This is a genomic window from Caballeronia sp. SL1002 (genome assembly GCF_057814995.1).
On record NZ_JBYMUW010000002.1, the window covers coordinates 2,709,151 to 2,721,903 of the forward strand.

A 12,753-nucleotide genomic window follows, 5' to 3' on the forward strand; every position below is an offset into this window, starting at 1 on the left:
TCCAACGGTGTTTCTTGCTGGCCGATTTAGCCGACAAACGCCTTCTCGACGACATAGTGGCCGGGATGATTGTTGCTGCCTTCCTGGAAGCCGAGTTCGTCGAGCAACTGACGCGTGTCGCGCAGCATGTGCGGGCTGCCGCAGAGCATCACGCGGTCGTTTTCGACCGAGAACGGCGCGACGTCGAGGTCGGCGAACAGCTTCTTCGTCTCGATCAGATCGGTTATCCGGCCACGGTTCGCGAATTCTTCGCGCGTGACGGTCGGGTAATACACAAGCTTTTCCTGGATCAGCTCGCCCAGATGTTCATGCGCGGGCAAATGCTCGGTGATGAAATCCTTGTACGCGAGTTCATCGACGAAACGGCAGGTGTGCGTGAGCACGATCTTGTCGAAACGATCGTAGACATCCGGGTCTTTGATGATCGACATGAACGGCGCGAGGCCTGTGCCGGTCGAGAGCAGCCAGAGCGTCTTGCCCGGCAGCAGGTTATCCGCGACCAGCGTTCCCGTCGGCTTTTTGCCGATCAACACCGGATCGCCCACCTTCAAATGCTGCAGGCGCGACGTCAGCGGACCGTCCTGCACCTTGATGCTCAGGAATTCGAGATGCTCTTCGTAGTTCGCCGACGCCAGGCTGTAGGCGCGCAAGAGCGGCTTGCCATCGACTTCAAGGCCGACCATCGTGAACTGGCCGTTTTCGAAGCGGAACGCGGCGTCGCGCGTGCAGGTGAAGCTGAAAAGCGAATCGGTCCAGTGATGGACGCTCAGGACGGTTTGCGGATTAAGGTTGCTCATGGCTTCTTGGATAAGGCGAAACAATAGCGCCGACGGTCCGGCCGGGCGCGCGAATTTGAGGCTTGCGCTGCACTTACGGGCTGATTCGACGCAACCTGGAAGCAATACGCTCCCATTTAGCGCGCTCCGCGTACAGACGACGCTGCCCGGCGCAATCCGCTATTTTAACGCGACACGAAATTTGGCGCGGCAAAGCGCGCGGCGACACTTCGGCGCGGCGCATGGCCGCAATCGGGAGAAACCCGCCGAAGGCGCATGATAGCAACCGCATCGGCAGAAAAGGCCCAATGTCCCTGCTGGCGACAGGTCGGAATGCTTCGTATTCGCGGGATCGGTTCAATGGCGCGATGCAGACCGATCCCGCGACAGAACGCGCTTAGATGCGCTGGTCCGTGGACGGCTTTTCCCACAGATTGATGCCGCCTTCCTTCGCGTGCTGGTCGATTTCAGCGATTTCAGCCGCCGAGAATTCCAGATTCTTCAGCGCGCCGACGTTCTCCGTGACCTGCTCCGGACGGCTCGCGCCGATCAAAACCGACGTCACGCGCCCGCCACGCAACGCCCACGCGAGCGCCATCTGCGCAAGACTTTGGCCGCGACGCGTGGCGAGGTCGTTCAGCTTGCGCACGTGCTCGATGTTCTGCGCGCTCAGATGTTCCTGCTTGAGCGAGCCGCCGCCCGGCTTGTTGATCCGCGCGTCCTGCGGCACGCCGTTCAGGTATTTGCTCGTGAGAAGTCCCTGCGCGAGCGGCGTGAACGCAATGCTGCCCGCGCCGATCTCGTCGAGCGTATCGAGCAGTTCTTCCTCGATCCACCGGTTCAGCATGTTGTACGACGGCTGATGGATCAGCATCGGCACCTTGTGCTCGGCCAGGAGCTTCGCCATTTCGCGCGTCTTCGCCGGCGAATACGACGAAATCCCGACGTACAGCGCCTTGCCCGAATGCACGGCCGTGGCGAGCGCGCCCGCAGTTTCTTCCAGCGGCGTATCGGCGTCGAAACGATGCGAGTAGAAAATGTCCACGTAATCCAGGCCCATGCGCTTCAGGCTCTGATCCAGGCTTGCCAGCACATACTTGCGCGAGCCGCCGCCCTGTCCGTACGGGCCCGGCCACATGTCCCAGCCCGCCTTCGACGAAATCAGCAGTTCATCGCGATACGGCCGGAAGTCGTCCTTGAACAGCCGCCCGAAGTTCGTTTCCGCGCTGCCGTATGGCGGGCCGTAGTTATTTGCGAGGTCGAAATGCGTGATGCCGAGATCGAACGCAGTGCGCAGGATGTCGCGTTGCGTGGAAATCGGCGTGGTGTCGCCGAAGTTGTGCCAGAGACCCAGCGACAGCGCCGGCAACTTCAGGCCGCTCTTGCCGCAGGTGCGGTACTCCATCTGCGAATAGCGTTCGGACGCTGCTTCGTAAGCCATGACGAATCCTCGATCAACAGTTGGGAACGATGGCGCGAAACGGTCTTCGTCGCGCGCCGGGTCTGCCATGTTAGCCAATCGCGACGCCGCGCGCAGGGCCAACCTTCGCCCGCGTGCGGGCTTCCCGAAATGCGGGACAGAAGAAAGGGAACGATCACGCGCGGATGCGGACCAACCCTGAACTTTTTGCGCAAGGAGCCGCATTCATGGACCCCATCGACAAACTTCGTCCCGTCTACGATTTCATGCTGACGGCAGGCGTCAAGTACGGCTTCGACGTTCTCATGGCGATCGCCATTCTGGTGATCGGCTGGTGGATTTCGAACCGCGCCGCGAGCGCGCTGCGCCGCGCGCTCGGCCGCACGCACGCCGACGCCACGTTCGCCCCGGTGCTCGCAAGCCTCGCGCAATGGGCGATTCGCGTGATCGCGATCGTCGCCGCGCTCGGCAAATTCGGTGTCGCGGCGGCGAGCATCCTGACCGTGCTCGGCGCGGCCGGTCTCGCCATCGGACTGGCGCTGCAGGGCACGCTGCAGAATATCGCAGCGGGATTGATGCTTCTGCTGCTGCGGCCTTGCAAAGTGGGCGACTACATCGAAGGCAGCGGAACGACGGCCGGCACGGTGAACGAGATCGGGCTTTTTACGACACGCCTGACGAAATCCGACGGCGTCGTGATGTTCGTGCCGAACAGCACGCTATGGGCGAATCCGGTGACGAATTACAGCGCGAACGAGCGGCGTCGAGTGGTACTGAACGTGGTCATTCCGGAGGGGCGGAGTATCGACAGCGCGCTTGCCACGCTGCGCTCGCTGGTCGCGCAGGACCCGCGCATCATCGCCGACGACAAGACGAAACCGTGGATCGCCGTATCGGATTACACGGATACGGGCGTAAAGCTGAACGTGGGCGTGTGGACGCGCGCGAGCGATCACGCGAGCGTGCAGGCGGAGTTGCTGCGCCAGATCAAACCGCTGCTGGCCGCCCCGGCGACGCCCGACGCACCTGCGACATCCGCCGCGCCGCAATGATGCCGACGCTGGACGCGCCACGCGCCGCCTTCTAAGATGCTCGTCCGCAAACCGGGGGAAAAGCATGACCAAGGCAATATCCATCGCGCTGATCGTGGGCGGCGTGGTGCTGCTTTATTTCGGCGGCCAGTCGTTTCACTCTTTAGGCAACGAAGTGTCGCGGTTCTTCACCGGCTCGCCGACCAACAAGACTATCTGGCTGATCGCGGGCGGTGTAGTCGCGACAATCGCCGGGATCACCGGTCTCGCGCTCCCCTCGCGACGCTAGCTCAGACGAGCGGCACCTCGGGTTTCGACGCCGAGCGCGTTCCCGGCAACGGCGCGTTGCTGGCGCCGCGATACGTGTACACCAGCGAAAACTTCACGGCATCCGTCAGGTTTTTGCCTGCCGAATGCAGCGTATTGCAGTGAAAGAAGACGACATCGCCGGCGTTTAGCTTCGGCGAGACCGCCGTGCGGATGAGCGCCTCGTTTTCCGGGATATCCGAGCGGAAGAACTTGGCGTCGTCGAAACGGTCGGCCGTGAACGGCAGCGTGTGCGATTTCGGCACGAACCAGAGCGCGCCGTTTTCGACTGTTTCGTCTCCGAGCGCGACCCAGGCGGAAACGAGATCGTCGCGCTCGAAACCCCAATAACGCACATCGCGATGCCAGCCGGTCAGGCTGCCGTAAGCGGGATGCTTCGTCATCACGCAGTTGTGATGCGCGCGCGAAAGATACGGCGTCTCGCCGAAATACACTTCCATCCAGCCGCGCACCTCCGGCGACACCGACCAGTCGCGAAACAGCGGATCGCGCGCGTACGCGTCGAGCAGACGCCGCACGGTGTGACCGCCGGGCGCATCTTTCGAGTTCGGCGCGCCGGGATATTGAAGATCGGCTTCGAACTCGACGGGCGCCTCCGCCAGCAACAACTGCGCGCGGGCGACATGGCGCATCGCGTCGCATTGCGCCGGGGAAACGAGTCCCGGCACGATCACGTAGCCCGTTTCGCGCAGCTCGCGAACCTGGTCTTTCTTGGACAACAGCGACGATTGATCTGGCATATCCACTCACAAACAACGCATGGCCGTCTCGTTTCTTATTCGAACACGACGGCGGGCCAGCAAATTAGGGCGCTAATCGGGCGAAAACCTAGATTGTAAATCTTGCGGGCACTGGGGCGCTGATGATGCGTCGAATGGTCTCTTGGCGACGTCGAAATGCGTGAATTTGTTAAGCGTTCGCCACATCGTGCAATGTTCGTCAGGCCACGCGGCAGGGAAAGTGCGGACTTCCAGCAGTAATAAATGTCTTGTAACCTGCGCGCATCTATTTGGTGCAACTTTTTTGACACTTATTCGGTTCTCGTTCGACTAACAAGCATCGGATCGTTTTAGCGCTTAGGAATTCGCAACCCTTGATTCACTAGCGTCGAATTTGCCTCACCCGGCAAACCAGCGCCAACGGAAGCCATGATCAACCGAATCACCACTCGCCTTACTCGCGTTGCCGTTCGCGCGGCACGTCCCGCGCGACGCGGCGTAGTCCGCGCGCTGCGCCATCACTCCGCGCGCACGCACGCGATCGCGCAACAGCTTCAAAACGTGCATCCCGTCGATGGCATCCGCACCTGGTTTCGCGGCTTTTTCGCGACGCTGCGTGTGCGCGCCGCCGCGCGCCGAATGTCGCTGAACACGCTGCTGCACCGGCCCGTGCAACTTCGGGGGCCGACGCCGCGGCCCAAGGCCGCCGCACTCACAAGCCGCCGACCGCGCCGCCTTTCGACGAGCGCAGAAGGCTGGTTCGCGTTCGCCAGCCGTTGAGCGGCTGCGTAATCCGGCTGCGTAATCCGGCTGCGTAATCCGGCTGCGTAATCCGGCTGCGCAATCCGGCTCAGTAAGTCTTCTTAGCTTTCCTGACGGCTTTCTTCGAGGGTCGGATAGTCGGTGTAGCCCTCGTCTGCACCGCCGTAAAAGGTTTTTTCATCCGGTGCATTGAGCGGCGCGCCCTGCCTGAAACGCTCCACCAGATCCGGATTGGCGAGAAACGCGCGGCCGAAAGCAACCGCGTCCGCCTGTCCGCGCTCGATCCGCGCCTCCGCCTTCTCAGCCGTGTATTGCCCACAGACGATGATTGCGCCGTCGTAGGCCGCGCGGATCGCGTCTCGAAATGCGTCGGAAAGCGGTTCGCCGCCCGCCCAGTCGGGTTCCGCGATATGCAAATAAGCGATCCCAATCCGCTTCAACTGCGCGGCGAGATAAAGCGCCGACGCCTCTGCTTCGGCATCCTTCAGATCAAAGCCAACGAAGTTTGGCGAGATCCGGATTCCAACTCGATCCGCGCCCATCACGCCTGCCACCGCTTCCAGCACCTCGACCGTCAGACGCACGCGATTTTCGACGCTGCCACCATATTCATCCGTCCGATGATTCGTGTTGGTTGACATGAATTGCTGCAGCAAATAGCCGTTTGCCGCATGGACTTCCACCATGTCGAAACCGGCGCGTTGCGCGCGCTTCGTGGCATCGACGTATTGCAAAACGATGCCCGGCAACTCGCTCGTGTCGAGCGCACGCGGCGTATCGGTCGCGACGAAACCGAGCGAGCCGTCCTCTTTCTTCACGAAAACCTGCGTGTTCTCGGCGCGAATTGCCGACGGCGAGACCGGCTGCGCATTGTTTTCCTGCACCAGCCGATGCGACACGCGCCCGACGTGCCACAACTGCAGCGCCATTCGCCCCTGACTCGCGTGCACCGCGCCGACCACGTTCTTCCAGCCCGTCTCCTGCGCGTCCGTGTAAATGCCGGGCGCGGCCCAGTAGCCTTGTCCCTGACGCGACACCTGTGTCGCCTCGGACACGATCATCCCTGCGCCGGCGCGCTGCGCGTAATAACGCGCGTTCATCTCGCCCGGAACGTCGCCCGGCTGCCCGGCGCGATTACGCGTGAGCGGCGCCATCACGACGCGATTGGGCCAGGTGAGATTGCCCACTTGAATCGGAGACAGCAGCTTGTCTAGCGGCATCGTTGGAACTCCTTTTTGCGATTGAGTGAAATTTCGACGCTCGCAAAAATCGATCCGCACACGCAAAAAACGCCGCGTAAAAAGCGGAAAACCCCGGCAAGCGTGCGCTTGCCGGGGTTTTCCGTGACTACGGTTGCTTAAAGCCTTACGCCAGTTCGACAACCGGCTCGGTGCCGGCGGCTTCCGCCAGTTTCAGCGCGCGATCGGTGAATTCCCACGAGAACTCCGGCTCTTCACGGCCGAAGTGACCATACGCAGCCGTCTTTTCGTAGACCGGACGCAGCAGGTCGAGCATCTGGATGATGCCCTTCGGACGCAGGTCGAAGTGTTCGAGCACGAGTTCCGTGATCTTCGCGTCCGACACGCGGCCCGTGCCGAACGTGTTGACCATGACCGAAGTCGGGCGCGCGACGCCGATGGCGTACGACACCTGAATCAGGCAACGCGAGGCCAGACCGGCCGCGACGACGTTCTTCGCGACATAACGCCCAGCGTAAGCCGCCGAGCGGTCGACCTTCGACGGATCCTTGCCCGAGAACGCGCCGCCGCCGTGAGGCGCTGCACCGCCGTAGGTATCGACGATGATCTTGCGGCCCGTCAGACCGCAATCGCCTTGCGGGCCGCCAATCACGAAGCGGCCGGTCGGGTTCACGAGGAACTTGATGTCGCCCTTGATAAGGTCGGCCGGCAGCGTCGGCTTGATGATTTCTTCGATCACCGCTTCGCGCAGATCCTTCAGATCGATATCCGGCGCGTGTTGCGTGGAAAGCACGACGGTATCGATGGAATGCGCGCGGCCATCGACATAACGCACGGTGACTTGCGACTTCGCGTCCGGACGCAGCCACGGCAGACGGCCGTCGCGGCGCAGGTTCGCCTGACGCTCGACCAGGCGGTGCGAAAGGTGGATCGGCAGCGGCATCAGCTCGGGCGTTTCGTCGCAGGCGTAGCCGAACATCAGGCCTTGGTCGCCAGCGCCTTGATCCAGATTGTCGTCGTGCGCGGTGTTCACGCCTTGCGCGATATCCGGCGATTGCTTGTCATAGGCGACCAGCACGGCGCAGCCGCGATAGTCGATACCGTAATCCGTATTGTCGTAGCCGATGCGCTTGATGGTTTCGCGCGCGATCTGGATGTAGTCGACGTTGGCGGTGGTCGTGATTTCGCCCGCGAGGACGACGAGACCGGTGTTACAGAGGGTTTCTGCCGCGACGCGCGAGTATTTGTCCTGAGCCAGGATGGCGTCGAGGATGGCGTCGGAGATTTGATCGGCGACCTTGTCCGGGTGGCCTTCGGAAACTGATTCTGAGGTAAAGAAATAATCGTTTGACACGCTTCAGACTCCAATTGAGTACGGTTGATTGTTCACGTAGCCGACTTAGATTGGAGTCTGAAGCGGCGACGCTTTAGCGGAATTCCATCACCATCGAGCACGTTTCCGCGCTGTCCGGCTTCGCCCCGCAAGTTGTCCATTAACTCGGCGAAGGTTTTATTATAACGACTTCTCTCTTTTGTCACAGAGCCGTCGCTTGCTGAGCTTCGAAAACCCCCTTTATTTAAGACCTATCGTAGCGAGGCGACCATGTTAGGCCGCGCGGGCGTTGCACTGGCGGTAGGCCTTCTCAAGCTCCTTGCCGTCCTCCCTTACGGACTGACCGCGCGTTTCGGCGACGGCCTCGGCTGGCTGCTCTACCAAATTCCGAGCAGCCGCAAACACATCGTTCATACGAATCTCCGGCTGTGCTTCCCGGAGTGGTCGCGCGAGCGTCGCGAAAACGTCGCGCAAAAGCATTTCCGCCACGCGATCCGCAGCTACGTCGAGCGCAGCGTGCAATGGTTCGGATCGGCGAAAAAGCTCGAAAAGCTGATCGAGATCGACAGCGCCGTCGATCTTTCCGATCCCGACTTGCCGCCCACGCTGTTTCTCGGGCTGCATTTCGTCGGTATCGAAGCAGGCTCGATCTTCCTGAACTACTCGCTGCATCGCCGATGCGGCTCGCTTTACCAGCCGTTTTCCAATCCCACCCTCGACGACATCGCCAAATCCCAGCGCGCACGCTTCGGCGCCGACATGGCAAGCCGCGCCGACAGCGCCCGCGTCGTGCTGCGCTGGCTGCGCGACCGCAAGCCGGTCATGCTCGGCGCGGACATGGACTACGGCATGCGCAACTCGGCCTTTGTGCCGTTTTTCGGCATCGAGGCGTGCACCCTGACCGCTGTCGGCCGACTGGCGAAGGCGGGCCATGCGCAGGTCGTGCCGTTCATCGGCGAAGTGCTGCCGGGTTACAAGGGTTATCGGCTGAAAATCTTCAAACCTTGGGAAAATTATCCGACCGGCGACGACGTGGCCGACGCGCGGCGCATGAACGCGTTCCTGGAAGAGCAGATTCCGCGAATTCCGGAGCAGTACTACTGGGTCCATAAACGCTTCAAGACGCGACCGCCCGGCGAACCCGGCTTTTATTGACCCTTTTTGCGCTCTCGGCAGCCCGCGCCGCCCGCCGATGCGCCTATGCCCTTCGGCCAGGCGGCTCGCGTCGCCCGCGTCACTTACAATAGCGGCATGAAACTCAAATTCACCAAGATGCACGGCGCGGGCAACGATTTCGTGGTGCTCGACGGCTATTCCCAGGCACTCTCGCTGAGCGCGGCGCAGGTGCGCGCGCTAGCCGACCGGCACTTCGGCATCGGCGCGGACCAGTTGCTGCTCGTCGAAAAGCCGACAATCGAGGGCGTGGACTTCAAATACCGCATCTTCAATTGCGATGGCGGCGAAGTCGAACATTGCGGAAATGGCGCGCGCTGCTTCGTGAAATTCGTCCGCGATCGCAAGCTGACCGACTTGACGACGGTTCGCGTGCAGGTGCAGCAGGGCGTGATCGCGCTGACCATGCAGGAAAACGGCGACGTGATCGTGGACATGGGCGCGCCCGTGTTCGAACCAGCGCGCGTTCCGTTCGATGCCAACGGCCTCGCGGGCCGCGTCGAAGGTGCGGATACGCTCTGGCCGCTCGACGTTCAAGGCGAAACGCGCTGGATTTCCGCGGTGTCGATGGGCAATCCGCACGCGGTGCAGGTCGTGTCGAATGTCGAGGCTTATCCGGTGCTGGAGGAAGGCCCGGCAATCGAAAAGCATCCGCGCTTTCCGAACAAGGTGAACGCCGGTTTCATGGAAATCGTCAATCGCGGCTCGGTGAAACTGCGGGTCTTCGAGCGCGGCGCGGGCGAAACGCTTGCATGCGGCACGGGCGCGTGCGCGGCGGTGGCGGCGGGCATCCGGCGCGGCTTGCTCGATTCCCCGGTGCGCGTCGCGACCCACGGCGGCGAGCTGACCATCCGCTGGGACGGCGCGACCGACCCCGCCGCGGCGCTATTCATGGCCGGCCCTGCCACCACCGTATTCGAAGGCGACATCACGCTCGCCGACTGACCTGAGCACCCGCCGCTCTTTCGAGCGCCAAGTAGCCGAACCCGCACGAACTGCAGAAACCGCCCGACACCATGAACGAACGCGAAGTCGCCGATTACCTGGTCACCAACCCCGATTTTTTCGCGGAGCATGCCGAACTGCTCGGCGCGATCCGGCTGTCGAATCCGCACGGAAAATCCGCGGTATCGCTGCAAGAGCGCCAGATGGAAATGCTCCGCGATAAAAACAAGCAACTCGAGCGGCGTCTGGCCGAACTGCTGCGCTACGGTCACGAGAACGACAGCATCGCTGCGAAATTCAGCCGCTGGACGAATCGCGTGATCGCCGAGCGTGATCCGCATGCGCTGCCGAAAACCATCGCGGCTGGATTGTGCGAAATTTTCGACGTCCCGCAAGCCGCGCTGCGCGTCTGGGACGTCGCCGAGCCGTACACGCAGGCCGAGTTCGCGCGCAATGTCGGCGAGGAATTGCGGCTATTCGCGAACAATCTTTCAGCGCCTTATTGCGGCGCGAACACCGGCTTCGACGCGGCGCAGTGGCTGACGTCCGCGAGCGCGGTGTCGGTTGCATCGGCGACTACCGACGGCGTCGTCGATACGGCGAACACGACGGAATCCATCGTGCTTCTCGCGCTGCGCCATCCGTTCGGCGGCCCGGACGCGCCGGCATTCGGCCTGCTCGTGTTGGGTTCGCCCGACGCGCGCCGCTTCCACGAAGGCATGGCGACCGACTTCCTCACGCAGATCGCCTCGCTCGCGAGCGCTGCGCTGAGCCGTCTTTTGCCCAACTAATCGCCCACGTGAACGCCGCCGATCCCGTCGCCGCCTACCTGTCGATGCTCGAACACGAGCGGCGGCTGTCGGAGCACACGCTGCGCGGATACACGCATGAACTCGACGAACTGAAGAAGCTGGCAAACGGCCGCGGGCTCGACACGCTGACGGCCATCGACATGCGCGGCGCGGTGTCGCGGGCTCATGCGGGCGGGTTGTCGGCGCGTTCGATCGCGCACCGCTTGTCGGCGTGGCGCGCGTTTTATCGCTGGTACGCCGAGCGTTACCCGATGCACGCGAATCCGGTCGCGACCGTGCGCGCGCCGAAGCGGGCGAAAACGCTGCCGAAAGCGCTTTCCGTCGACGACGCCCACGCGCTGATGGAGGCGCCGCAAGCCGACACGCCCGAAGGACTGCGCGATCACGCCATTCTGGAATTGTTTTATTCGTCGGGCTTGCGGCTCGCGGAACTCGTCGGGCTGGACGCGCATTACGCGGAAATCGACGGCTATCGGTCGGCTGGCTGGCTCGATCTGGCGAACGCGGAAGTCACGGTGCTCGGCAAGGGCAACCGGCGGCGTTCGGTGCCGGTCGGCGCGAAGGCCGTGACGGCATTGCGGGCGTGGATCGAGGTGCGCGGGCAGTTCGTTAAGCTCGATCCGCACGCGCTGTTTCTCTCGGTGCGCGGCAACCGGATGTCGCCGAATGTCGTGCGCGACCGGGTGAAGCGCCTTGCGCTCGTGGCCGGCATTCCGTCGAATGTGCATCCGCACGTGTTGCGCCATTCGTTCGCGACGCATGTGCTGCAGTCGAGCGGCGACCTGCGCGCCGTGCAGGAATTGCTCGGCCACGCGAGCATCACGGCGACGCAGGTGTACACGTCGCTTGATTTTCAGCATCTCGCCAAGGTCTACGATCAGGCGCATCCGCGCGCCAAGAAGCGAGACTGACATTTTTCGGTTGTCCGCTCATGCTGAACGGGCGCCCAACCACTGGATTTCAATGAACACCATCACGCTCAAACCGGCGAAGGAAAAATCGCTCGCGCGCCGCCATCCGTGGATTTACGCGAATGCGATCGAACATGTCGACGGAAAGCCCGCGCCGGGCGCAACGGTCGTCGTCCGTTCGCACGACGGCCGCTTTCTGGCGCGTGCGTCGTACAGCCCGGTTTCGCAGATCCGCGCGCGTGTCTGGAGCTTCGACGAAGCCGAGCCGATCGATCACGCGTTCTTCAAGCGCCGCGTGCAGCGCGCGCTGGCGCACCGTCAGGCACTGGTGCGCGACACGGGCGCGACGCGGCTGATCTTCGGCGAAGCGGACGGCCTGCCGGGCCTGATCGTCGACTACTACATCGCCGACGACGAGACAAAGCGCGGCCAGCTCGTCTGCCAGTTCATGGCGACGGGCGTCGAAGCGTGGAAGGACGCGATCGTCAGCGCGCTCACCGGCGCGACCGGTTGCCCGAACGTGTACGAGCGCTCGGACGTCTCGATTCGCCAGAAAGAAGGCCTGGAACAGATCACCGGCGTGCTGGCAGGCGATCCGCCACCCGACACCCTCATTTCGAACGAATGCGGCGTGCGCTATCACGTCGACGTAAAAAACGGCCACAAGACCGGCTTCTACGTCGATCAACGCGATAACCGCGTGCTGGTCAGCCAGGCCGCAGTCGGGCGCGACGTGCTCAACTGCTTCTGCTACACGGGCGGTTTTTCGCTTGCCGCGTTGAAAGGCGGCGCGAAACGCGTGGTGTCGATCGATTCGTCGGGGGAAGCGCTGGCGCTCGCGCGCCAGAACGTGACGGCGAACGGTTTCGATCCCGAGCGCGCCGAATGGCTCGACGCCGACGCGTTCAAGACGCTGCGCCGCTTGCACGACGAAGGCGAGCGCTTCGACCTGATCGTGCTCGATCCGCCGAAATTCGCGCCGTCGCGCGAACACGTGGATCGCGCCGCGCGCGCCTACAAGGACATCAACCTCACCGGATTCAAGCTGCTGCGCCCCGGCGGGCTGCTTTTCACGTACTCGTGCTCGGGCGCGATCGACGCTGAATTGTTTCAAAAAATCGTCGCGGGCGCGGCAGCCGACGCGCGCGTCGATGCGCGGATCATCAAGCGGCTCGGCGCGGGCGTCGATCACCCGCTGCTGACGGCGTTCCCAGAAGGTGAGTACCTGAAGGGACTTTTGTTACAGATAGATTAAGCAAAGGGGCGTTGAAAAGCGCTCACCTGGCAAATATGTTTCAATAATTGATTGACTGGCGCGCGCGACGGCGAAAACCACATAAAACGG

Annotated in this window: 13 protein-coding genes; 8 read left to right on the forward strand and 5 right to left on the reverse strand. The window is 62.6% G+C overall.

The window, feature by feature from the left end:
• Positions 1-26: 26 nt before the first annotated feature.
• Both AC3D25_RS15005 and mgrA read right to left on the reverse strand, forming a co-directional pair.
• Positions 27-797 (reverse strand): ferredoxin--NADP reductase, encoded by a 771-nt coding sequence (locus AC3D25_RS15005; RefSeq protein WP_488889154.1) that lies wholly within the window; start codon positions 795-797, stop codon positions 27-29.
• 376 nt (positions 798-1,173) lie between these two features.
• Positions 1,174-2,217 carry an L-glyceraldehyde 3-phosphate reductase gene (gene mgrA / locus AC3D25_RS15010; protein ID WP_488889155.1) on the reverse strand — a complete coding sequence of 348 codons (1,044 nt, stop codon included), beginning with the start codon at positions 2,215-2,217 and terminating at the stop codon, positions 1,174-1,176.
• 206 nt (positions 2,218-2,423) lie between these two features.
• Between mgrA and AC3D25_RS15015 the strand changes: the two genes are divergently transcribed.
• Both AC3D25_RS15015 and AC3D25_RS15020 read left to right on the forward strand, forming a co-directional pair.
• Positions 2,424-3,248, forward strand: coding sequence for a mechanosensitive ion channel family protein (locus tag AC3D25_RS15015; protein ID WP_488889156.1), 825 nt, complete (start codon positions 2,424-2,426; stop codon positions 3,246-3,248).
• A gap of 64 nt (positions 3,249-3,312) precedes the next feature.
• Positions 3,313-3,516, forward strand: a complete 204-nt coding sequence (locus AC3D25_RS15020; protein WP_488889157.1) for a DUF3185 family protein — start codon at positions 3,313-3,315, stop codon at positions 3,514-3,516.
• A 1-nt stretch (position 3,517) separates the two neighbouring features.
• Here the strand turns inward: AC3D25_RS15020 and AC3D25_RS15025 are convergent, their stop codons facing one another.
• On the reverse strand, positions 3,518-4,294 hold the full coding sequence (locus AC3D25_RS15025) for a phytanoyl-CoA dioxygenase family protein (protein ID WP_488889158.1): 777 nt from the start codon (positions 4,292-4,294) through the stop codon (positions 3,518-3,520).
• Between the two features lie 408 nt (positions 4,295-4,702).
• Here AC3D25_RS15025 and AC3D25_RS15030 point away from each other — a divergent pair, with 408 nt between their 5' ends.
• Positions 4,703-5,053 carry a hypothetical protein gene (locus tag AC3D25_RS15030; RefSeq protein WP_488889159.1) on the forward strand — a complete coding sequence of 117 codons (351 nt, stop codon included), beginning with the start codon at positions 4,703-4,705 and terminating at the stop codon, positions 5,051-5,053.
• A gap of 83 nt (positions 5,054-5,136) precedes the next feature.
• Here AC3D25_RS15030 and AC3D25_RS15035 read toward each other — a convergent pair whose 3' ends face one another.
• Both AC3D25_RS15035 and metK read right to left on the reverse strand, forming a co-directional pair.
• A complete protein-coding gene (locus AC3D25_RS15035) occupies positions 5,137-6,255 on the reverse strand; it encodes an alkene reductase (RefSeq protein ID WP_488889160.1) in 1,119 nt (372 codons plus the stop codon).
• Positions 6,256-6,400: 145 nt separating this feature from the next.
• Positions 6,401-7,588, reverse strand: a complete 1,188-nt coding sequence (gene metK / locus AC3D25_RS15040) for a methionine adenosyltransferase (RefSeq protein WP_488889161.1) — start codon at positions 7,586-7,588, stop codon at positions 6,401-6,403.
• A gap of 249 nt (positions 7,589-7,837) precedes the next feature.
• Between metK and AC3D25_RS15045 the strand changes: the two genes are divergently transcribed.
• From AC3D25_RS15045 to AC3D25_RS15065, 5 genes are all read left to right on the forward strand, one after another.
• Positions 7,838-8,722, forward strand: coding sequence for a lipid A biosynthesis lauroyl acyltransferase (locus tag AC3D25_RS15045; RefSeq protein ID WP_488889162.1), 885 nt, complete (start codon positions 7,838-7,840; stop codon positions 8,720-8,722).
• A 96-nt stretch (positions 8,723-8,818) separates the two neighbouring features.
• The gene (gene dapF / locus AC3D25_RS15050; RefSeq protein WP_488889163.1) at positions 8,819-9,685 is read left to right on the forward strand and encodes a diaminopimelate epimerase; all 867 of its coding nucleotides are present in this window, start codon (positions 8,819-8,821) and stop codon (positions 9,683-9,685) included.
• Positions 9,686-9,756: 71 nt separating this feature from the next.
• A complete protein-coding gene (locus AC3D25_RS15055) occupies positions 9,757-10,476 on the forward strand; it encodes a DUF484 family protein (RefSeq protein WP_488889164.1) in 720 nt (239 codons plus the stop codon).
• A gap of 44 nt (positions 10,477-10,520) precedes the next feature.
• On the forward strand, positions 10,521-11,408 hold the full coding sequence (gene xerC / locus AC3D25_RS15060; protein WP_488889708.1) for a tyrosine recombinase XerC: 888 nt from the start codon (positions 10,521-10,523) through the stop codon (positions 11,406-11,408).
• Positions 11,409-11,460: 52 nt separating this feature from the next.
• Positions 11,461-12,663, forward strand: a complete 1,203-nt coding sequence (locus AC3D25_RS15065) for a class I SAM-dependent rRNA methyltransferase (RefSeq protein ID WP_488889165.1) — start codon at positions 11,461-11,463, stop codon at positions 12,661-12,663.
• Positions 12,664-12,753: the final 90 nt, after the last annotated feature.